This is a genomic window from Duganella sp. GW821-FHT01E12 (assembly GCF_059422325.1).
In genome coordinates this window covers 388,757-408,825 of record NZ_JBWKWR010000003.1, presented here as the reverse complement: position 1 = coordinate 408,825, position 20,069 = coordinate 388,757, and the positions used below count along the sequence as shown (strand labels likewise).

Sequence of the window (20,069 nt, the reverse complement as noted above, 5' to 3'; positions counted from 1 at the left end):
CCTGTTTAAACGCAAAGCTCATCATGTCCCACCTGACACTGAACCCGGTATCGATCGCCACGCTGGTCCACGAATTTTATGGCGAGGTGCGGGCCGACCCGGTGCTGCAGCCGGTGTTCGACGGCGCCATCGGCGACCAGTGGGAGCCGCACCTGGAACGCATGGTCGAATTCTGGTGCACCGTCATGCTGGGCAGCCGCAGCTTCCAGGGCAACGTGTTCGGCAAGCACATGCAGCTGAACGGCGTCACCCCCGACCACTTCATGCGCTGGCTCACGCTGTTCGAAGCCAACGCCACCCGTTTGTTCAGCCCCGCCGACGCCGCCGAATTCAAGACCGTGGCGCGCCGCATCGCCGCCAGTCTCCAATACGGATTTTTCGGTGCAGTGAAAGTCGGCTCACCCGAGGAACCATCATGAAGTCCATGCCAGACGCCGTCGCCCACTACAAAAGCAGCCCTGTCTTCACGCAGGACACCGTGCCCGCCGCCCTGCAGCGCGCCCACACCACCGCAGCCGGCGTGTGGGGCCGCATCACGATACTGGAAGGCAGCCTGCTGTACCGCATCACCGATCCTGCCCAGCCGGCCGAGGAAGTGCTGCTTTCGCCGCAGCGTCACGGCGTGGTCGAGCCGCGCGTCGAGCACGAAGTCCAGGTGGTCGGGCCGGTGCGCTTCCAGGTCGAGTTCCACCGCTGAGCGCGGCCCCCGGAACGAGCCGCCGTTTTTCACCCAAGCACGGACCCGAATTGTGTCTTGGCCGTTCAGGACAGCGCCGGACGGCGGGCGCCCGAAAACCCCTTCCACATCAAGCGCGCCCTTTGGGCAAGCTTGCCGTTTGCATCACGTGATAACGCTTCCAATATGCTATTTGTTGCCGATGAACAACGGAAATGTGACAATTTGCCAAAAAAACACCCACGCCCCCTCCTTCGCAGTCCACACTCACCATGGCGCACAACACAACTTATAACGTCGCCATCAACCAACGGAGGGGTACACGATGAAACAACCCAAGCTTGCGATTACAACCTTAGCAGTCCTTAGTGCCCTGGCCGTCACTGCGCATGCGCAGGACAGTCTGCCGATCACCGTCAGCGGCTTCGGCACCGGCGCGCTGACCATGACCAATTCCGATCAGGCAGAATTCAACCGCGTCAACCAGGCCGCCGGCGTCGGCAAACACGCCCGCCCAGGCGTCGACTCCAACCTCGGCATCCAGGTCACGGCGAAGTGGAGCGAGACCGTCTCCTTCACCGCCCAGGGCCTGGTGCGCAAGTCCGGCAACAACGACCAGTTCGGCGCCGAGCTGGGATGGGCCTTCGCCAAGATCAAGCTCAACGACGACTTCTCGCTGCGCCTCGGCCGCGTCGGCCTGCCGGTCTACATGATTTCCGACGTGCGCAACGTCGGCTACGCCAACACCATGCTGCGCCCGCCCAATGAGGTCTACCGCCAGGTCACGGTCGACAACGCGGACGGCGGCGACGTGGTCTACCAGCACAGCTTTGGCGACACCACCGTCACCGCGCAGGCCGCGATCGGCCGCGCCAAGGTGCGCGCGCCCGGCAACTACTACGTGGACTTCAAGCCGGTGATCTCGACCCAGCTGGTGGTCGAGAACGGCCCGTTCACCTATCGCCTGGGCCGCTCGCAGGCCAACTTCGGCATCTACGACAACCCCAGCCTGAACGGCCTGGTCGCCACGCTGAACAAGGTCGGCCTGACCTCGGTGGCCAGCGAGACCAAGCTCACCGACATCAAGGGCACCTTCACGTCGGCCGGCATCGCGATGGACTACAACAACATCATCGGCCAGGCCGAGTACGCCAAGCGCAAGACCGAGTCGCGCCTGGTGCCGGACACCAGCTCGTGGTACATCATGGCCGGCTACCGCTACGGCAAGTTCGTGCCCTTCATCGTGCACGGCGACGTCAAGCAGGACAGCATCCGCGACTTCGCCTCGATGCCGACCGCCGGCCCGCTGGCTCCGCTGACCGCGGGCACCAATGCCGCCATCAAGTCCGGCCTGCAGTCGACCACCGGCATCGGCGTGCGCTGGGACTTCTACAAATCGGCCGCGTTCAAGGTGCAGGTGGACCGCATCAAGACGCGCGACGGCGCCGGTTACTTCCTCAATCCCCAGCCGGGCTTTGCGGGCAGCACCGTCAACGTGTACGCCGCCGCCATCGATTTCGTCTTCTGAGGAGAACCCACATGAAAACGATAATCGCAAAAGCAGTGCTGGCCGCTGGCGCATGGCTGGCCGTGTCCCCGGTCTTCGCGACGGAGATCGTGGTCATCGTCAGCCCGAAGAATCCGGCCACCCGCATGTTCAGCGAACAGGCGGCCCAGTTCTTCCTCGGGAAGTCGACCCTGTTCACGCCGATCGAGCACACCGACGGCCCGCTGCGCAACGAGTTCTATAAAAAAGTGCTGGACAAGGACTCCACCCAGGTCAAGGCCATCTGGTCCAAGCTGGTGTTCACCGGCAAGGCCAGCGCACCGAAGGAGCTCGGCTCCAGCGCCGAAGTAAAGAAGGCCGTGGCGGCCGATCCGCAAGCTATCGGCTATATCGAGAAGTCGCAGGTCGACGATACCGTCAAGGTGATCCTGACCGTGCAGTAAGCATGGTTGCTTGTCGAAGGCGCCGCAGGGCGCCTTTTTTACGGCCGCCTGGACTAGCCTTCGACCACGATGGCCGGCCGCAGCCGCTTGCGCGACGCCTTGGCGTGCGGCACCCACGCGTGGGTTTGCCAGCGGCGCCACATGATCAGGCCGCGTATCCACTCGTCGGCCGCGTAGGCGATCCACACGCCCGGCAAGCCCCAGCCCAACACCACGCCCAGCAGCCAGCTGCCGCCGGCCAGCACCAGCAGCATCGACAAGGCCCCCGCCATCACGGGAAAGCGCGCGTCGCCGGCGGCGCGCAACGCGTTGATCACCACCAGGTTGAAGGTGCGGCCGGGCTCCAGCGCCACGGTCAGCCACAGCAGCGTGGCGCCGGCCGCGATGATCTCCTGGTCCTGGGTGAACCAGCCCAGCAGCCAGCGCCCCAGCAGCGCGGCGCAGGCCGCGATCAGGACGCACACCACCAGCCCGCGCGCCAAGGCGCGCCGCACCACGCCGTGCGCCTCGCGCAGCCGGCCGGCGCCGATCAGGTAGCCCACCACGATCTCCACCGCCAGGCCGGTGGCGATGCTGAACATCATCACCCCGCCCATCAGCTGCAGCACGTAGGCCTGGGTGGCCAGCGCCCTGGCGCCCAGCTCGGCGGCGGTCGCCACGCTGACCATGAAGGCCAGCCGCCAGGCGATGTTCTCGGCCGCGCCGGGCAGGCCGATGTACAGCACCGCGCCCAGCTCGCGGCGCGGCAGGCGCCACCAGTCGGCGCGCGCCACGCGGATGTGCAGGTGCACGCGCCACATCAAGAGGTGCAGCGCCAGGCCGATGGCGCGGCTGACCGCCAGCGCCGCCGCGTAACCCGGCAGGCCCATGGCCGGCAGCGGTCCCCAGCCGTGCATCAGCGGGATCGCCAGCGCCAGGTGGCTCACGTGCATGATCACCAGCACCACCAGCGTGTCGCGGGTGCGCAGGTGGGCCCGCATCACGCTGGCCATCGAGGCGTTCCAGGCATCGAGCAGCATGGCCGGCGCCAGCGCCTGCAGGAAGGGCGCGGCCAGCGGCAGCACCTCGGCCGGCGCGTTGAGCAGGTGCAGCAGGCCGCGCGCGCCCAGCAGGGCCATCAGGCCGGTGACGGCGCCCAGCCAGCTGCTGGCGCCGACCACCGCGCAGGCGACGCGGTTGGCGGCCTCGCGCTGGCCGCCGCCGAGGTTTTGCGTGACCACCACGCTGACGCCGGCGCCGATGATGCGGAACAGGATGAACAAGGTGGCCGACACCTGGCTGGCGAGGGCGAACGCCCCGCCCGCCTCGTCCGAGATGCGCGACGCCAGCGCCGTGCCGATGACGCTGGAGGCGATCGCCAGCCCCAGCTCGACAAGCAACGGCCAGGCCAGATTGAACATGGGCGGGGTGCGGATCGGGGTTTTGGCGGCGGGCATGGAGGTCCGGAGGGTGAATGTTGCTAACAAGTCTTAGTTTACATCAACTGGAAGCGCTGTCACCGCACCCATTGAAACAATCTATGGCTGTAGAATCGTTAGCAAAGGATACACTTCCGCTGAATCAACCAGACACAACTATCATAGTGCGATTTACACTCTCCGCCGTTGTCCGTTTGTGCGCCTTGCTGCTGGGCTTACTCGGCGGGTGGGCCAACGCCCAGGCGCTGACGGTGTTGTATCCCGACATCGGCGAGCCCTACCGCACCGTGTTCATGGAAATCCTCCAGGGCATCGAGGAACAGTCCAGGAGCAGGCCGCGCGCGATCGCCTTGTCGGCCGGCAGCGACCTGGGCGAGCTGCGCAACACGCTCAAGAACGGCAAGGTGGTGATCGCGCTCGGCCGCCAGGGCTTGAAGGCGGCGGCCGCGCTGGACCCGGCGCAGGGCGTGGTGATCGGCGGCGTCGGCGCCGCGCCGGACGCCGAGCGCCTCAACGGCATCAGCCTGACGCCCGACCCCGCCCTGCTGTTCGGCCTGCTCAAGAGCCTGCTGCCTGGCATGCGCCGGGTGCTGGTGGTCTACAACCCGGCCAGCAACGAGGGCCAGATCCGGCTGGCGCGCGAGGCGGCCCGCAGCCTGGGGCTGGAACTGGTCGCGCTGGAGGCGTCCGACCTGGCCGGCGCCGCGCGCGCCTACGAAGCCCAGTTCGCCGCCGCGGACGGCCGCCGCGACGCGCTGTGGCTGCCGCAGGACGCCACCACCGTCGAGGAAACCACCATCCTGCCGCTGGTGCTGAAGGAATCGTGGAGCCGCAATCTGCCGGTGTTCTCCAGCAGCGTGCTGCACGTCAAGAAAGGCGTGTTGTTCGGCATGTATCCGAACAACGTGCAACTGGGGCGCGACCTGGCCGCGCTGGCGTTGGCGCTGCAAAACGGCGAGCCGCTGAAACGGGGCGTGACGCCGCTGCGCGCCGTGCGCAGCGCGCTCAACTCCCGCACCGCCAGCCACATCGGATTGAATCTTGTCTCCAGCCAACAACGGAGCTTCGACGCCGTCTTCCCCGAGCCCTAGCGACGTGTCCGCTTGCGGCGATTTTATTTCCGAATTGCAAAGTCTCGGCTTATACTATGAAAGCATCTTAAGCGGGCCCGTCCTGGCGCCGCGGTAGCCATGCAGCAAAGATAGTATGATGAAAAACACAATATTGAATCTGCGGCGACTGAGACACGCCGGCGCCCTGCTGCTGGCCAGCGTGACCGGCGCGACCCACGCGGCCGGCGGCGTGATGCCGGCGGGCATAGCCCTGGTCAGCGCCAGCGCCGCCCACGGCGGCATGCTGCTGGCGCCGGCCGACCCGCTGGCGCCGCCCACGCAGGCGCCCTGGCGCGCCGACGTGCGCCCCGTCACCCTGGCCCAGCTGGAAGACCAGCTGCGCCGCCCCGAATTGCAGGCGTCGATCGGCAAGGGCAGCATCGCGGTGGTCTATCCGAACGTGGAGGAACCGTTCCGCTCGGCCTTCATCGCCATGATCCAGGGCATCGAGGAACGCACCAAGCTCAAGGTGCGCAGCTACCCGGTCGATCCCAAGGTCGACACCGCCGAGCTGAACGCCATGCTCAAGCGCAACGGCACCAAGGTGGTGATCGCGCTGGGCCGCCAGGGCTTGAACGCCACCGCCGGCCTGGACCGCGAGATCGCCGTGCTTGCCGGCGGCGTGCTGCTGCTGTCGGACGCCGAGAACGTGATGGGCATCAGCATGACGCCCGACCCGGCCATGCTGTTCTCGCGCCTGCGCGCGCTGCTGCCCGAGCTCAAGCGGGTGATCGTGGTCTACAACCCGCAGAAGTCCGAATGGCTGGTCAAGCTGGCGCGCGAGGCGGCCAAGGCGCAGGGGCTGGAGCTGCAGGCCCACGTGGCCGGCGACATGGCCCGCGCCGCCCAGCTGTATCCGCAGCTGATCGCCGCCGCCGACGCCCGCCACGACGCCGTCTGGCTGCCGCACGACAGCACCACCGTCGAGGAAAGCACCATCCTGCCGCTGGTGCTGCGCGAATCGTGGAACAGCGGCGTGCCGCTGTTCTCCAGCAATGTGCTGCACGTGAAGAAAGGCGCGCTGTTCGCCATGGTGCCCGACAACGTCGAACTGGGCCGCACGCTGGCCGCCTCGGCGCTGGGCGTGATCGCCGGCGACGTGCGGCGCCGTCCGCTGGTGCCGCTGCGCGAGCTGCAGACCGCCATCAACCTCCGCACCGCCAGCCACATCGGCCTCAACCTGGGCGCCTTGCAACAGCGCAGTTTTGACTTTGTCTATCCGCAGCCCTGATGATCTCCATAGTCCGTAATTTCCTCCGCCGTACCGGTTTCCAGCGACAGTTGACCGTCATCGTTTCCGGCGCCATTCTTGGGCTGGCCGTGTTCTCCGCCCTGATGAACTCGTGGGAAGCGAACGCCCGCATGCGCGACTACTTCATCGGCCAGGGCCAGCGCATCGCCGACAATCTGGCGCGCCAGAGCACGCTGGCGCTGCTGTTTCATTCGGCCGAGAACGCCCGCGAGGTGGTCAACTCCACGCTGTCCTTCCCGGACGTGGCGGCGCTGCAGATCATGGACGCCAAACGCAAGGTGCTGCTGTCGAAGGTCGTGGCGGGCGCGACCCTCGACGTCGCCAACCTGAACCAGCCGGTGCCCGCGCACGCCGGCCTGGTCGGCGAGACCTCCGACGGCTGGCTGTTCGCCGCGCCGGTGTACGGCGGCCAGAGCGAAGCGTCGCCGTTCGAATTGCAGGAACACCAGCAGCAGCTGCTGGGCTATGTGCACGTGCAGATCGCCAAGCACACGCTCAAGCAGCTGACCTGGTCGCTGTTGGCGGGCAACCTGGCGCTGACCCTGTCGTTCGCCGTGGTGCTGCTGGTGCTGGGCCGGCTGCTGACGCGCCACATGATCAATCCGCTCAACGCGCTGTCGACCTTGATGCGCCGCGCCGAGTCGGGCGAATCGGGCATGCGCGCCGCGCCGGCCGGACCGCGCGACCTGATCGAGATGGCCCACGCCTTCAACCAGATGATGAACGTGCTGGAGCAGCGCGAGGCCGAACTGAAGGACTCGCGCGACGCCGCCGTCAACATGGCGCAGATGAAGGCGCAGTTCGCGGCCACCGTCAGCCACGAGGTGCGCACCCCGCTCAACGGCGTGGTCGGCATGCTCGACATGCTCAAGGAAACCCGCCTCACGCCGCGCCAGCAGGAGTTCGTCGACGTGGCGTGGAACTCGTCGCGCACGCTGATCGCGCTGATCAACAACATCCTCGACTTCTCCAAGATGGAGGCGGGCAAGCTCAAGCTGGAGGAGACCGAGTTCTGCCTCGGCACCCTGCTGTCCGAGGTGCTGGAGTTGGTGGCCCGTCCGGCCCAGCAGAAAGGCGTGGCGCTGAACTGGACCGTCGCGCCCGAGGTGCCGGCCCGCATCGCCGGCGATTCGCTGCGCCTGCGCCAGATCCTCATCAACCTGATCGGCAACGCCGTCAAGTTCACCGACCACGGCGAGGTGGCGGTCAATGTCGCGCTGGCGCCCGGCGCCGCGTTCGGCCTGCGCTTCGAAGTGCGCGACACCGGCATAGGCATGAGCGAGGAGGTGCGGCGCCACCTGTTCGAGGCCTACGTCCAGCCCGACCCCAGCACCACGCGCCGCTACGGCGGCACCGGCCTGGGCCTGGCCATCTGCAAGCAGCTGGTCGAACTGCTGGGCGGCCGGATCGACGTCGACAGCGTGACCGGCGCCGGCACCACCTTCCGCTTCACCATCCTGTGCCGCGCGGCGCAGCAACAGGTGGCGGCGCCGCCGCTGCCGATGCGCCCGCCCGTCGGCGCGCCGCTCGCACCGCTGCCCGCCCCCACGCTCACGCCGGTGCCGATGCCGGAGCGCCAGTTCCGCGTGCTGGTGGCCGAGGACAACCGCACCAACCAGATGGTGGCCGCCGGCATGCTGGCGATGAACGGCTGCGTCTGCGAGTTCGCGGCCGACGGCGTCGAGGCCGTGCGCGCCGCCCAGCGCGAGCGCTTCGACCTGATCCTGATGGATTGCAGCATGCCGGAGATGGACGGCTACGAAGCCACGGCCCACATCCGCCTGGCCGAGCTGGCCATGGGCCGGCGCACGCCGCTGGTGGCGATGACCGCCAACACCCAGGCCGGCGACGCCGAGAAATGCCTGGCCGCCGGCATGGACGATTACCTGGCCAAGCCGATCACGCTGGTCGAGCTGCGCCACAAGCTGGAAAAATGGCTGCCGCACGGCGGCCCGCTGCCCGCGCCCATGCAGCCGCCGGCGGCCGCCTACGCCGGCGCCGCGCGCGGCTACGGCGGCCCCTGCCCGGTCGACCCGGCCGTGTTCGACAAGCTGCGCGAAGTGCTGGGCGACACCCTGCCGCACGCCGTCACGCCCTACCTGGAAGACACGCCGGCCTGCCTGGAGGAGCTGGAACAAGCGGTGCAGCAAGGCGACATGGCCACCGCCCGCGCCCGCGCCCATGCGCTCAAGGGCTCGTCGGGCAACTTCGGCGCCGAGACGCTGGCGCAACTGGCGCAGCAAGCCGAGCACTTCGCGGCCGAGCGCCAGCCGGAACAGATCGAACCGCTGCTGGCGCCGCTGCGCGCCCACTACGAGGCGCTGGCCGCCTTCCTGCACGCCGAGATCAGCGACGCCGCCCCGCTGCTGCCGCAGGCGGCCGACGACCGCCCGCAAGTGCTGGTGGTGGACGACGACCGCAGCACCCGCAGCACCCTGCGCCACACCTTGCAGCGCGACGGCTTCCATGTCGAGGAGGCGGCCGACGGCGCCGCCGCGCTGGCGATGCTGGCGCGCTTCCAGCCCGACGTGATCCTGATGGACGCGATGATGCCGGTGATGGACGGCTTCACCGCCTGCGCCCGCATGCAGGAGCTGCCCAACGCCGGCGCCGTGCCGGTGCTGATGATCACCGCGCTGCAGGACAATTCCTCGGTCGAGCGCGCGTTCGCGGCCGGCGCCAGCGACTACATCCCCAAGCCCATCCACTACGCCGTGCTGTCGCAGCGGGTGCGCCGCATCATCGAGGCCAACCGCGCCGAGAAGCGCATCCGCCACCTGGCCTACAACGACGTGCTGACCAACCTGCCCAACCGCACCCTGTTCTTCGAGCTGCTGGCCGCCAGCATCGACCAGGCCCGCGTGGCCGGCGACGGCCGCCAGGTGGCGGTGCTGTTCATGGACCTGGACCGCTTCAAATACGTCAACGACAACCTTGGCCATGACGTCGGCGACCGCCTGCTGCAGGCCGTGGCCCAGCGCGTGCGCCAGACCGTGCGCGCCGACGACGCCGTGGCGCGCCTGGGCGGCGACGAGTTCACCGTCGTGCTCAACGAGCTCGACAACCCGGCCGCGGCCGCCACCGCCGCCCACAACATCGTGCGCGTGCTGTCGGCGCCCTTCCCGATCGACGGCCACGACATCTTCGTCACCGCCAGCGTCGGCATCGCCATGTACCCGCACGACGGCGGCGACGTCGCCACGCTGGTCAAGCACGCCGACAGCGCCATGTACCGCGCCAAGCGCACCAACACCGGCTTCCAGTTCTACGAGGCGTCGATGGAGCATTCGATCTCCGAGCATGTGCGGCTCGAGAGCGACCTGCGCCGCGCCATGGAGCAACAGCAGCAGCTGGAGGTGTACTACCAGCCGCAGGCCAGCCTGTGCAGCGGCAAGATCATCGGCATGGAGGCGCTGGTGCGCTGGCGCCATCCGACCCGCGGCATGATCGCGCCGGTCGAGTTCATCCCGCTGGCCGAGGAAACCGGCCTGATCAATCCACTGGGCGACTGGGTGCTGCGCACCGCCTGCGCCCAGCTGCAGCAGTTCCTGGCGTCCGGCCTGCCGCCGATGCGGGTGGCGGTCAACCTGTCGGTGCGCCAGTTGCTGCAGAAGGATTTCGCCGCCTCGGTGGAGGCGGTGCTGGCCGACACCGGCCTGCCGCCGCAGCTGCTGGAGCTGGAGATCACCGAGAGCACGCTGATGGAGAACGCCCAGGACACGCTGGCCGCGCTGCACCGCCTGCACTCGCTGGGCGTGCGGCTGTCGATCGACGACTTCGGCACCGGCTATTCCTCGCTGTCCTACCTCAAGCGCTTCCCGGTCGACATCATCAAGATCGACCGCTCCTTCGTGCGCGACGTGCCGCAGGACGCCGACGACGCCGCCATCATCAGCGCCATCATCGCGCTGGCCCACAGCCTGCGCCTGGAAGTGGTGGCCGAGGGCGTGGAGACCGCGGCCCAGCTGCAGTTCCTGCAGGGCCGCGAGTGCGATCTGATGCAGGGTTTCTACCTCAGTCCCGCCGTGCCGGCCGAGCAGTTTGCCGAGCTGGTACGACGACATGTAGACACGGCTACAACAGTTGCGGCCAAGATCTGCTAATTTTTACACATCGACAACAGCGGGCAGGCTAGAATCAAAAAAAAGTAACAGGAGATAGCATTTTGAAAGCGTTGAGCGCCCACCGGCTGTACAGGACTGCGGCACTCACCCTGCCGCTGCTAACCATCCACGGCATGGTGCACGCCGACCCCGTGAGCGAAGAGGACGAACTGGCGCTGGTCTATGGGGCCAGCGACAGCGTCAGCATCGCTACCGGCAATCTGCAGACGCTGCGCCGCGCGCCGGCCGTGGCCACCGTCATCACGGCGGCCGACATCGCCGCCATGGGCGCGACCGATCTCGACCAGGTGCTCGAGGGCGTGCCCGGCGTGCACGTCAACCGCACGCCCAACAGCAATTCGCCGCTGTATGTGGTGCGCGGCATCGTCAGCGCCTATACGCCGCAGATCCTGATGCTGCAAAACGGCGTGCCCATCACCACCGCCTACATCGGCAACAAGGGCAACATCTGGGCCGGCTATCCGGTCGAGCACATCGCCCGCATCGAAATCATCCGCGGACCCGGCTCGGCGCTGTATGGTTCCGACGCCTACTCCGGCGTGATCAACATCATCACCAAGGGGCCGGGCGAAGTGCCGGGCACCGAGGTCGGCGCCCGCGCCGGTACCTTCAACAGCTACGACGGCTGGGTGCAGCACGGCGGCAAGCTCGGCCCGGTCGAGGTGGCGGCCTATCTGCGCGCGGGCCAGACCGACGGCAGCGACCGCATCGTCGAGGCCGACGCGCAAAGCCGCAACGACAAGCTGTTCAAGACCCACGCCAGCCTGGCGCCCGGCCAGCTCAACAACCAGTACAAGGCCATCGACGGCAACCTGGACCTGATCTACGGCCAGTGGCGCGCCCGCCTCGGCTACAAGAAACGCTACGACATGGGCACCGGCGCCGGCATCGCCTCGGCGCTGGACCCGGTGGGCCGCCAGCAAAGCGAACGCATCACCAGCAACCTGGCCTGGGCCGATCCGCAGCTCACGCGCGACTGGGGCCTGGGCGCCAGCCTCAGCACCCAGCAATATTCGCAGGAAGTGAACGCCTGGTACCAGTTGCTGCCGCCCGGCGCGACTTTCCCGACCGGCACCTTCACGAACGGCATGATCGGCGTGCCGGAGACGTGGGAGCGCACCTACCGCCTGTCCGGCTACGCCGATTACAGCGGCTTCAACGATCACCACCTGCGCGTCGGCGCCGGCCACGACGACATCGACCTGTACCGCGTGCATGAATGGCGCAACTTCAACTACGCGGCCAACGGCACGCCGATCCCCTTGCCGGCGGTGATAGACACCACCCACACCACGCCCTTCCTGCGCCCCGAGCGGCGCAAGATCGACTACCTGTACTTCCAGGACGAATGGAACTTCGCCAAGGACTGGAACCTGACGGCCGGCATCCGCCACGACCACTACTCGGACTTCGGCGGCACCACCAATCCGCGCCTGGCGCTGGTGTGGGACGCCAGCTTCGACCTGACCGCCAAGCTGCTGTACGGCCGCGCCTTCCGCGCACCGGCCTTCCTGGAGAGCTACGGCATCAGCAATCCGGTCGCGCTGGGCAATCCGAACCTCAAGCCGGAGCGCAACGCCACCACCGAGATGTCCTTCAACTGGCAGGCCCGCACCGACGCCACCGTCAACCTGACCTTCTATCGCTACGATATGAAGAACATCATCCGCACCGTGGCCAATCCGGTGCCGGGCACCGGCGCCACCTACGCCAACACCGGCGACCAGCGCGGCCACGGCATCGAGCTGGAATCGAACTGGAACGTGACACGCGACCTGCACCTGTCGGGCAATTACGCGTGGCAGCGCTCGACCGACCAGACCACGCACACCGACGCCGGCTACGCGCCGCGGCATCACGCCTACGGCCGCGCCGACTGGGCCTACGCCAGCGGCTACCAGGCCGGCATGCAGCTGAACTGGGTGGCGGGCCGCGAGCGCGCCTTCGGCGACGCCCGTTCCGCGATCGCCGACTACACCACCGTGGACCTGACGCTGGCCACCCGCAACGGCCGCAATCAGTGGAACTTCGCGCTGGCGCTGCGCAACGCCTTCAACGCCGACGTGCGCGAGCCCAGCCCCGCGCCGGGCCTGACACTGCCGCACGACCTGCCGATGGCGCCGCGCACGATCTCGCTGCAGGCTTCGTACAAAATGTGATGGCTTACGGTTCGGCCAGCAGCTCGGCGTAACGGCGCGCGAAAGTGTGCACGTCACCCGGCCAGCGGGCCGACAGGTAGTTCCCGTCGCGCACCACCCAGGCGGCGCGGTCGTCGCCGGCGCGGTCGCGCACCAGGCCGCCCGTCTTGCGGAAGTAGTCCGGCGCACCGGGCGGCACGTCGATGAAGTCGGCCGGCGCGGCCAGCGCGCGCTTCACTTCCTGCTCCACGCTCCAATAGCCCGCAGGCTCGCCCTGGCTTTCGCCGTAGGTGCGGTAATAGCCGGGGTCCCAGAAGCGCGCCAGAAAGCGCGTCAGATCCCAGGCGCTGCGTTCCAGCTTCCAGGTCAGCGCCGTGGTCTTGCGGCCGTACAGCACCGAACGCTGCGTGCGCGGCGAGACCGAGCGCGCCGCCAGCAGCACGCCGTGGCACACCGCCGCCACCGGCTTGCCGCTGTCGAAGAAGTCCGCCACCACGGCCTGCAAGACCTTGTCCTCCAGGTAGGGCCGCATGCCTTTGGCGTGGCCGCCCGGCAGCAGCAGGGCGTCGTACTGCGCCGCGCTCACGTCCTGAAAGCGCCCAGGCTGCAGGAAGGCCGGGTCGTGCTCCAACGCGGCATAGGCCCGGCGGCCATGATGGTCGGCCCGCAGCATCAGGCCGAACAGGCGCAGCTTGCGCAGGCCGGGCAGCCAGCCCCAGGGATCGAGTCCTTCGCCGCTGAGCATGATCGGATCGGCATGGCCGCGCGTGCCATCGACGGTGGCGAACTCGATGCGGTGGCCGGCGTCGCGCAGGATACGCCAGCTCAGCGCGACTTCGGTCGGGTCGAAGTCCTGCAGCGGCAGCGGAATGAGGATGCGGCGGGAATGGGTCATGGTATGAACGCGTGGTCGGCACGCGTTCATTCTACAGCCGGTGAGCTACCGCAAATCGAAAAAACCAGGCCACCAGACGGCCCAAGCAGGTTTTGCCGCGTACCGATTTCTGCTATTGGGGCCTTCAAAAGAATCGTGCGACATTATTGTCGATCACCTTGGTGATGATCCCGATGCGCCCTTCCGCTCCATGGGGCGCCTGGTCATGCGGAGTCGGAGGCGTTGCTGGAGTTTGGCCTTGTTCTCCGCCGCCGCAACTTCCTGGGTGAGCTCCTCTTGCGCCACCGCGACCGGACGGTCCCGAAGACCCTGCGTAGCCGCCTTGTCCCACAGTGCCGGGATTGATCTCGAACGCCGCATAAGAAAGGGCCACCCACGCGTCCTGTGGCCCTACAAGCACTACGTCGGCGCCAGAAGCCGCGTTGCCGCCGCGCCCGCCGGCTCCACCTTGTCCGCCCAGGCCACCGGGCCCGCCATTACTGGCAGCATGTCTACAGCTTGGAATGAAGCCTCCGTCCATTTCCCCGTCTCCACCGTCTCCGCCGTCTCCGCCAGCGCCACCAGTGCCGCCATTGGCGCCGTTACTGCCAGAGTGGCCATTTGCGATCACGGACAATTTCAATGCGGCGGGGACGGGTTGGCTTTGCTTGTCAGCGACGCCGCCGCACACGATATACAGTTTCGGAGCGGCCGGCGCATCGTCACCATGGGCGCCGTCACTACCACGCGCGCCATTTGTCCCACGTGGGCCATCCTGGGTCACGCCCGCCTTATAGCCCTTCGCTGGAGCTGGTGGAGCCGGTGGTGGTTGATATATATTGGGCTGCCAATCAACGGTAAGCTTCAACGTTGCGTCCTTACTTGTGTCCACGAACTGCAATTGATCCGTCACTATGGCAACCCAAGGGTGGTCGTAGCCGTTGAGGATAAGCTTTGAATTTGGCTGAAATGTTACGACGCCGGCTTTCAGAACCTGTCCGCCGAACGCGCGTATGCCGTTCACCGAAAATAAGTCCCCTTGCGACGCGGCGGCGTTGATAGCATCCTGCACGTCCGTGGGGAACAAACCTGGCTTGATATCTAGTACTGTGATTTTGTCATCTGGCATGGCGCTCTCCTGATAAAGGCAACTGAAGAATTATTGTTTGATGGAAGTTGTCCGTTCGCGTCACACGCCTGGTTTGGCTGCGGCGGTATCGATGTCCATCGGTGTTGAGCGTAGAATCGAGAGAGCGTCACGTCATCATTCATCTGAATGAGTTGGCGTTGTTTATTTTGCGTGCGCCTTAGCGGCACATTGGGAATAGCTATGACTAGTCTTGCACGCCTCGCCAACAGCGCCATCGAACAATTTTATGAGGGAATCACCGCACCTGCGGCATGGCAAGACGCTTTAAACTCGCTACGTCTAATTGCCGGGAGTGCACACGTCGCCTTGACCACTTGGGACCGAGTAAGCGATATAACTGTACTACATGAAAGTATAGAATTGCCGCAAAAGTGCCGCCAGCAATTTTCCGATTATTACCATGCGCTTGACCCCACTCGCGATATTATCGACCGGATCGCGCTGGACGGCTGGTATATTGACCGCCAGCACTTGAATTCGCGGATGATTAGCCGTAGCCCTTTTTATCAGGAATTCATGCGTGACTATGGTCTTGATTCGATCATTGCCACACCACTCGTTCGCGACGGCACTGGCGATAGTTTTCTGGTGTTTCAGTTTGGCTTAAACGAGGCACATTCCTGGTGTGCGCCGTCGGAACTCTGCGAAGTGCTTCCTCATATCCGGCGCGCTTTACTTCTGCGTCGCCGTTTCAGTGCACTCGCCATCGAAAAATCGATATGTGCCGATGTGCTGGCGGGCTTGCAAACACCGCTGTTGGTTGTTGACGCTACCGCCCGTATTGTCCTGGCAAATAAAGCGGCGGAGACGGCCTTGCGACAGCATCGTTGTGTCAACGCTACAGCGGAACGTCTTGTCCTCACGGGTGTCGATGGCCCTCATCTCGCCCACTTGCTTGCGCACGCCTGCGGCTGCGAGCCACGGCGCGTGGCCGGTGCGATGCTTGCAGGCTGCGTTGATGGAGTCTCGCTTCAGATCCTGGTCGCGCCTTTACCAGAACACCACACGCCGTCGGGCGGCGGCCGCTCGCCGCTGGCGCTGGTGCTACTGCGTGATGTGCACACGCCATTCGACACGCCGGGGATATTGCTGCAGCAGCTCTACGGCATGACCGCATCGGAAGCGCGCATTGCGCTAGGCATCTTGCACGGCGGTACGCCAAGCTCTTTGGCCGCGAGCTTGGGCGTTTCCATGGCCACTGTGCGGACCCAGTTAAGCGCGGTGTTCCAGAAAACCGGAACCCGGCGCCAAGCCGAACTTGTCCAACTGCTAGGAACACTGTCGATGGTCGCCGTGGCCGGAACTACTCCAGCGATCGTATGCGCTTGAGCATATGTGTAGACGGGCGTTGGCCTGCTTGAATTCAATTGCGAACCGCGCGCGTGCGCTCAGGCTGCGCGGCGCAGCGGGGCCGCAGTTGGCGCGGGCAAAACGCTGCGCGGCGCGACCGGCGGCAGCTGGTGCACGCGCTGCCTGCCCCATCCCGCGCCGTCAACCTTGAACGAGCCCACCAGCTGCGCCAGTTCGCGCGCCTGGTCCTGCATCGCATCGGCCGCCGCTGCGGCTTCCTCCACCAGCGCAGCGTTCTGCTGCGTCACCTCGTCCATGTCGCTGATGGCGGCGTTGACCTGCTCGATGCCGTGTTCCTGCTCGGCGCTGGCGGCGCTGATGGCCAACATGATGCTGGTCACCTTCTCCACGCTCAGCACGATTTCCTCCATCGTCGCGCCGGCCGTCTGCGCCAGCTCGCTGCCGCTGGCGATGGGCTCGGCCGACTCGTTGATCAGCTGCTTGATCTCCTTGGCCGCGCTGGCCGAGCGCTGCGCCAGGTTGCGCACCTCGGACGCCACCACGGCGAAACCGCGTCCCTGCTCGCCGGCGCGGGCCGCCTCCACCGCCGCGTTCAATGCCAGGATGTTGGTCTGGAAGGCGATGCCGTCGATCACGCTGGTGATGTCGACGATCTTGTGCGCGTACTCGTTGATGCTGGCCATGGTCTGCACCACTTCCGAGACCACCTTGCCGCCCCTGCCCGCCACGTCCGACGCCGATTCGGCCAGGCGGTTGGCCTGGCGCGCATTGCCGCTGTTCTGCTTGACGGCCGACGTCAGCTCCACCATCGCCGACGCCGTTTCCTCCAGCGCGCCGGCCTGATGCTCGGTGCGGCGCGACAAATCCATATTGCCGTTGGCGATCTCGCGCGAGGCCGCGTCGATGGCCACCGCGCCGTCGCGCACGCGGCCGACGGTGTCGGCCAGGCGGCCGGTCATGTGGCTGAGCGCGTCGAACAGCTGGCCCATCTCGTCGCTGCGGCCGTGCTGGATGGCCACGTGCAGTTCGCCAGCCGCCACCTGCTCGGCCAGCGTCACCGCGCGCCGCAGCGGATGCACGATGCTGCGGGTCAGCGCCAGCGCCAACACCGCGCCCAGCGCCAGGGTCGCCAGGCCCATGCCGGCCAGCAGCACGCGGCTGCCGTGGAACTGGCTGGCCGATTGCCCGGCCAGCTCTTTCGCCTGCTGCGTCTGGTAGGCCAGCAGCTTGCCCAGCGCGCCCGTGTAAGCCTGGAACACCACTGCCATCTTGTTGTCCAGCAGATCGCCGACTTCCTGGGTGCGGCCGCCGTCCTTCAATTTGAACAGCTCCGCGCGCAGCGCCAGATAGGCGCCCTTGCGGGCGGCCACGGCGCGCAGCAGTTCTGCTTCGGCGCCGTGGGCGGGCAGCGCGGCCAGCCTGCCTTCCATCGTCGTGGCCAGCTTCTCGCCGGCGGTCAGCTGGGCCTGGAAGATGTCGCCCACTTCCAGGCTGTCGCTGCGGGCGATCGAGGTGGCGCGCAGGCCGTTCAACTCGGTGATGCCGAGCAGCTCGGAAGTGAGCTGCTGCTTGGCCAGTTTTTCATCGACCAGGTTGGAGGCGGTGTCGTTGGCCGTCTGCAAACGCCACAAGGCCACCGCCGACATGCACGCCATCAAAAACAACAATGCGGCAAACGAGGCCATCACGCGTACACCGGTATTCAGGCTTTGGATTTTCATAACTTTTCAATAAAAGAAGTGCGTTTCAATCAAGATGACCCCAGTATGCCCGGCAAATATGACGGCGTTATTACCGTACGGCAATTTATTCGCATATGTTTATTACGAAACAATAGGTATTTTTCAAGGGTAACTTTTCGAATGACTCGTATATACTGATTCCACACACTCGCCTCCTATGAAAATCGTGAGCACACACCCTATCGCCGACGCCGAACTGCTGCAATCCGAACAAGACGCCGTGCTCGCGCTGAGCAAGCTGTTGCACATCTGGTACAACGAGGCCGGCCTGCACGGCATGTTGCGCTCGCTCGACGCCACGCTGGCCCAATGCCACGCCATCCGCGAGGAATTCGCCGCCGAGGGCGAGCCGCAGCGCATCGACGCCGAACGCGACGCCATCAGCCAGCATCTGGGCTTCATGCTGGCGCTATGCGCAGACTGATAACATAGTTTTCTTTTGGTTAAGATGTAATAGCCCGGTAATAATTTCCCACTAGCATTACGGGCACTGAAGTCAACCAAAGGTTACAGCCCGTGGAGTTCAACGCCTCTCGTTTGCACCTGCCCCGTTTCCGCCTGTCCGTCGCCGCCGACCTGTGCGTGGAGAGCGTCTCGGTGCCGTCCGACACCAGCAACTTCAGCGTGCTGGAACTGTTCACCGAACGCCGCGACCTGATGAGCCTGCCGGTGATCGAAGGCGACCGCCCTATCGGCCTCATCAGTCGCAACATCTTCATGTCGCAGATGTCCAAGCCCTTCTACCACGAGCTGTACGGCAAGAAGAGCTGCATCGCCTTCATGGACAAGGAACCGCTGATCGTCGACGCCGCCATGAGCATCGAGGAACTGACCTTCCGCGCCGTCGAATCGGGCGAGAAGGCGCTGGCGGACGGCTTCATCGTCACCCGCGACGGCGGCCTAGCCGGCGTCGGCTTCGGCCTGCAGCTGATGAACGTGGTGGCCAATATGCAGGCCGAGAAGAACCGCCAGATCATGCACAGCATCGACTACGCCAGCGTGATCCAGCGCTCGCTGCTGCGCCCCTCCGACCTGGCGCTGGCCGAGGCCTTGAAGGACGCCCACCTGGAATGGCAGCCGCGCGACGTCGTCGGCGGCGACTTCTATCACTTCGCGCGCTACCCGGACGGCTGGTTCGCCGCCATCGCCGACTGCACCGGCCACGGCGTGCCGGGCGCCTTCATGACGCTGATCTCCTCGTCGACTTTGGCGCAAGCCCTGCAGCAACTGGGTCCGCGCGATCCGGCCGCGCTGATCGCCGAAGTCAATCGCGGCGTCAAGAGCATGCTGGGACAGGTCGACGAGCGCCACGGCCTGCACGGCGCGCCCGCCTCCAACGACGGCATGGACGCGGCCTTCCTGTGGTTCGACAACGCCAGCCGCCAGCTGCACTTCGCCGGCGCCAAGCTGCCGCTGTTCCAGCTCGATCCCGGCCAGCAGGCGGTGCAGACGGTGGACGGCGACCGCATGGGCGTGGGCTACGTCGACACGCCGCTCGATTACGCCTGGACCAACAAGACCATCACGGTCGCGGAACGCAGCCTGCTGTTCCTGACCACCGACGGCTTGATCGACCAGATCGGCGGCGCCAAGGACATCGCCTACGGCAAGCGCCGCATGCGCGACGTGCTGCTGGCCCAGCGCGGCGCCGGCGCGCGCGACGTCAGCGACGCCATGCTGGCCGACTACCAGGCCTGGCAAGGCGAACAACCGCGCCGCGACGACCTGACCTTTTTCTGTTTCCGCCCATAGGAGCGCCGATTTTGCTGTACGAAGAATTCAACGATTTCTGGGACGTGGCCCGCAAGCGCCACATCATCTTCTTCTACGTGGGCTATTTCTCGCAGCACGTGGTGGCCGCCATATCGGAGACCATCAAGGCGCGGCTGGACACGGCCGGCGCGGCGGGGCCGACGCGGCGGCGCATCTTCTCGTCCTTCGTCGAAATGTCGCAGAACATCATGCACTACTCGTCGGACACGCTCACGCCGCACGAACAAAGCGACAACCAGATGCGGCGCGGCTCCTTCTGCATCGGCATGAAGGACGACAGCTTCTTCCTGCTGTGCGCCAATCCGGTCGACAGCGCGAATGTGGAGCGCATCCGCAGCCGCCTGGAGCCGCTGCACACGATGACGATGGAGGAGATCAAGTCCGCCTACAAGAAGGCGCTGCGCGACGAGACGCCGGCCGACAGCAAGGGCGCGGGCCTGGGCTTCCTGACCATGGCGCGCGACGCCAGCGAACCGCTGGAGTTCGAGTTCGTGCAGGAAGCGCACAACCCGGACACCACGGTGTTCTGCATCAAAGCGATAATTTAAA

Annotated in this window: 16 protein-coding genes; 12 read left to right on the top strand and 4 right to left on the bottom strand. The window is 66.1% G+C overall.

Annotation, left to right across the window (positions count from 1 at the left end):
• The first annotated feature begins 23 nt into the window (after positions 1-23).
• The 4 genes from AC07WS_RS11740 to AC07WS_RS11725 all read left to right on the top strand — a co-directional run bounded on the left by AC07WS_RS11740 (position 24) and on the right by AC07WS_RS11725 (position 2,626).
• The gene (locus AC07WS_RS11740) at positions 24-419 is read left to right on the top strand and encodes a group III truncated hemoglobin (RefSeq protein ID WP_494729235.1); all 396 of its coding nucleotides are present in this window, start codon (positions 24-26) and stop codon (positions 417-419) included.
• Positions 416-697 carry a TehB family protein gene (locus AC07WS_RS11735; RefSeq protein WP_494729234.1) on the top strand — a complete coding sequence of 94 codons (282 nt, stop codon included), beginning with the start codon at positions 416-418 and terminating at the stop codon, positions 695-697. The genes AC07WS_RS11740 and AC07WS_RS11735 overlap by 4 nt, the downstream gene beginning before the upstream one ends.
• 304 nt (positions 698-1,001) lie before the next feature.
• Entirely contained in the window at positions 1,002-2,204 is a 1,203-nt protein-coding gene (locus tag AC07WS_RS11730; RefSeq protein ID WP_494729233.1) for a porin family protein, read from the top strand.
• An 11-nt stretch (positions 2,205-2,215) separates the two neighbouring features.
• Positions 2,216-2,626, top strand: a complete 411-nt coding sequence (locus tag AC07WS_RS11725) for a type 2 periplasmic-binding domain-containing protein (protein WP_494729232.1) — start codon at positions 2,216-2,218, stop codon at positions 2,624-2,626.
• Positions 2,627-2,679: 53 nt separating this feature from the next.
• On the opposite strand, the gene AC07WS_RS11720 is transcribed toward AC07WS_RS11725, so the two are convergent.
• The gene (locus AC07WS_RS11720) at positions 2,680-4,062 is read right to left on the bottom strand and encodes an MATE family efflux transporter (protein ID WP_494729231.1); all 1,383 of its coding nucleotides are present in this window, start codon (positions 4,060-4,062) and stop codon (positions 2,680-2,682) included.
• 185 nt (positions 4,063-4,247) lie between these two features.
• Between AC07WS_RS11720 and AC07WS_RS11715 the strand changes: the two genes are divergently transcribed.
• The 4 genes from AC07WS_RS11715 (at position 4,248) to AC07WS_RS11700 (ending at position 12,691) form a co-directional block, all read left to right on the top strand.
• Complete coding sequence (locus AC07WS_RS11715; protein ID WP_494729230.1) at positions 4,248-5,135, top strand: ABC transporter substrate binding protein; 888 nt, start codon at positions 4,248-4,250, stop codon at positions 5,133-5,135.
• A gap of 118 nt (positions 5,136-5,253) precedes the next feature.
• The gene (locus tag AC07WS_RS11710) at positions 5,254-6,387 is read left to right on the top strand and encodes an ABC transporter substrate-binding protein (protein ID WP_494729229.1); all 1,134 of its coding nucleotides are present in this window, start codon (positions 5,254-5,256) and stop codon (positions 6,385-6,387) included.
• On the top strand, positions 6,387-10,511 hold the full coding sequence (locus AC07WS_RS11705; protein WP_494729228.1) for an EAL domain-containing protein: 4,125 nt from the start codon (positions 6,387-6,389) through the stop codon (positions 10,509-10,511). The genes AC07WS_RS11710 and AC07WS_RS11705 overlap by 1 nt, the downstream gene beginning before the upstream one ends.
• A 62-nt stretch (positions 10,512-10,573) precedes the next feature.
• Positions 10,574-12,691 carry a TonB-dependent receptor plug domain-containing protein gene (locus AC07WS_RS11700; RefSeq protein ID WP_494729227.1) on the top strand — a complete coding sequence of 706 codons (2,118 nt, stop codon included), beginning with the start codon at positions 10,574-10,576 and terminating at the stop codon, positions 12,689-12,691.
• Positions 12,692-12,695: 4 nt separating this feature from the next.
• Here AC07WS_RS11700 and AC07WS_RS11695 read toward each other — a convergent pair whose 3' ends face one another.
• Together AC07WS_RS11695 and AC07WS_RS11690 are read right to left on the bottom strand one after the other, a co-directional pair.
• The gene (locus AC07WS_RS11695) at positions 12,696-13,565 is read right to left on the bottom strand and encodes a type 1 glutamine amidotransferase domain-containing protein (RefSeq protein WP_494729226.1); all 870 of its coding nucleotides are present in this window, start codon (positions 13,563-13,565) and stop codon (positions 12,696-12,698) included.
• A gap of 124 nt (positions 13,566-13,689) precedes the next feature.
• Positions 13,690-14,673 (bottom strand): hypothetical protein, encoded by a 984-nt coding sequence (locus tag AC07WS_RS11690; RefSeq protein WP_494729225.1) that lies wholly within the window; start codon positions 14,671-14,673, stop codon positions 13,690-13,692.
• A gap of 201 nt (positions 14,674-14,874) precedes the next feature.
• On the opposite strand from AC07WS_RS11690, the gene AC07WS_RS11685 reads away from it, so the two are divergent.
• On the top strand, positions 14,875-16,023 hold the full coding sequence (locus AC07WS_RS11685; protein WP_494729224.1) for a helix-turn-helix transcriptional regulator: 1,149 nt from the start codon (positions 14,875-14,877) through the stop codon (positions 16,021-16,023).
• A gap of 59 nt (positions 16,024-16,082) precedes the next feature.
• On the opposite strand, the gene AC07WS_RS11680 is transcribed toward AC07WS_RS11685, so the two are convergent.
• Complete coding sequence (locus tag AC07WS_RS11680) at positions 16,083-17,726, bottom strand: methyl-accepting chemotaxis protein (RefSeq protein ID WP_494729223.1); 1,644 nt, start codon at positions 17,724-17,726, stop codon at positions 16,083-16,085.
• Positions 17,727-17,913: 187 nt separating this feature from the next.
• Between AC07WS_RS11680 and AC07WS_RS11675 the strand changes: the two genes are divergently transcribed.
• The 3 genes from AC07WS_RS11675 (at position 17,914) to AC07WS_RS11665 (ending at position 20,068) form a co-directional block, all read left to right on the top strand.
• Positions 17,914-18,171, top strand: a complete 258-nt coding sequence (locus tag AC07WS_RS11675; RefSeq protein ID WP_494729222.1) for a hypothetical protein — start codon at positions 17,914-17,916, stop codon at positions 18,169-18,171.
• 113 nt (positions 18,172-18,284) lie between these two features.
• Positions 18,285-19,499 carry a SpoIIE family protein phosphatase gene (locus tag AC07WS_RS11670; RefSeq protein WP_494729221.1) on the top strand — a complete coding sequence of 405 codons (1,215 nt, stop codon included), beginning with the start codon at positions 18,285-18,287 and terminating at the stop codon, positions 19,497-19,499.
• 11 nt (positions 19,500-19,510) lie between these two features.
• A complete protein-coding gene (locus tag AC07WS_RS11665) occupies positions 19,511-20,068 on the top strand; it encodes a SiaB family protein kinase (protein ID WP_117010815.1) in 558 nt (185 codons plus the stop codon).
• Position 20,069 lies beyond the last annotated feature (1 nt).

Excerpts from the sequence above, each read along its gene's own strand:
- AC07WS_RS11740 (WP_494729235.1), top strand. The coding sequence starts at position 24 with ATGTCCCACCTGACACTGAACCCGGTATCGATCGCCACGCTGGTCCAC.
- AC07WS_RS11735 (WP_494729234.1), top strand. The coding sequence starts at position 416 with ATGAAGTCCATGCCAGACGCCGTCGCCCACTACAAAAGCAGCCCTGTC.
- AC07WS_RS11730 (WP_494729233.1), top strand. The coding sequence starts at position 1,002 with ATGAAACAACCCAAGCTTGCGATTACAACCTTAGCAGTCCTTAGTGCC.
- AC07WS_RS11725 (WP_494729232.1), top strand. The coding sequence starts at position 2,216 with ATGAAAACGATAATCGCAAAAGCAGTGCTGGCCGCTGGCGCATGGCTG.
- AC07WS_RS11720 (WP_494729231.1), bottom strand. The coding sequence starts at position 4,062 with ATGCCCGCCGCCAAAACCCCGATCCGCACCCCGCCCATGTTCAATCTG.
- AC07WS_RS11710 (WP_494729229.1), top strand. The coding sequence starts at position 5,254 with ATGAAAAACACAATATTGAATCTGCGGCGACTGAGACACGCCGGCGCC.
- AC07WS_RS11705 (WP_494729228.1), top strand. The coding sequence starts at position 6,387 with ATGATCTCCATAGTCCGTAATTTCCTCCGCCGTACCGGTTTCCAGCGA.
- AC07WS_RS11695 (WP_494729226.1), bottom strand. The coding sequence starts at position 13,565 with ATGACCCATTCCCGCCGCATCCTCATTCCGCTGCCGCTGCAGGACTTC.
- AC07WS_RS11690 (WP_494729225.1), bottom strand. The coding sequence starts at position 14,673 with ATGCCAGATGACAAAATCACAGTACTAGATATCAAGCCAGGTTTGTTC.
- AC07WS_RS11685 (WP_494729224.1), top strand. The coding sequence starts at position 14,875 with ATGACTAGTCTTGCACGCCTCGCCAACAGCGCCATCGAACAATTTTAT.
- AC07WS_RS11680 (WP_494729223.1), bottom strand. The coding sequence starts at position 17,726 with ATGAAAATCCAAAGCCTGAATACCGGTGTACGCGTGATGGCCTCGTTT.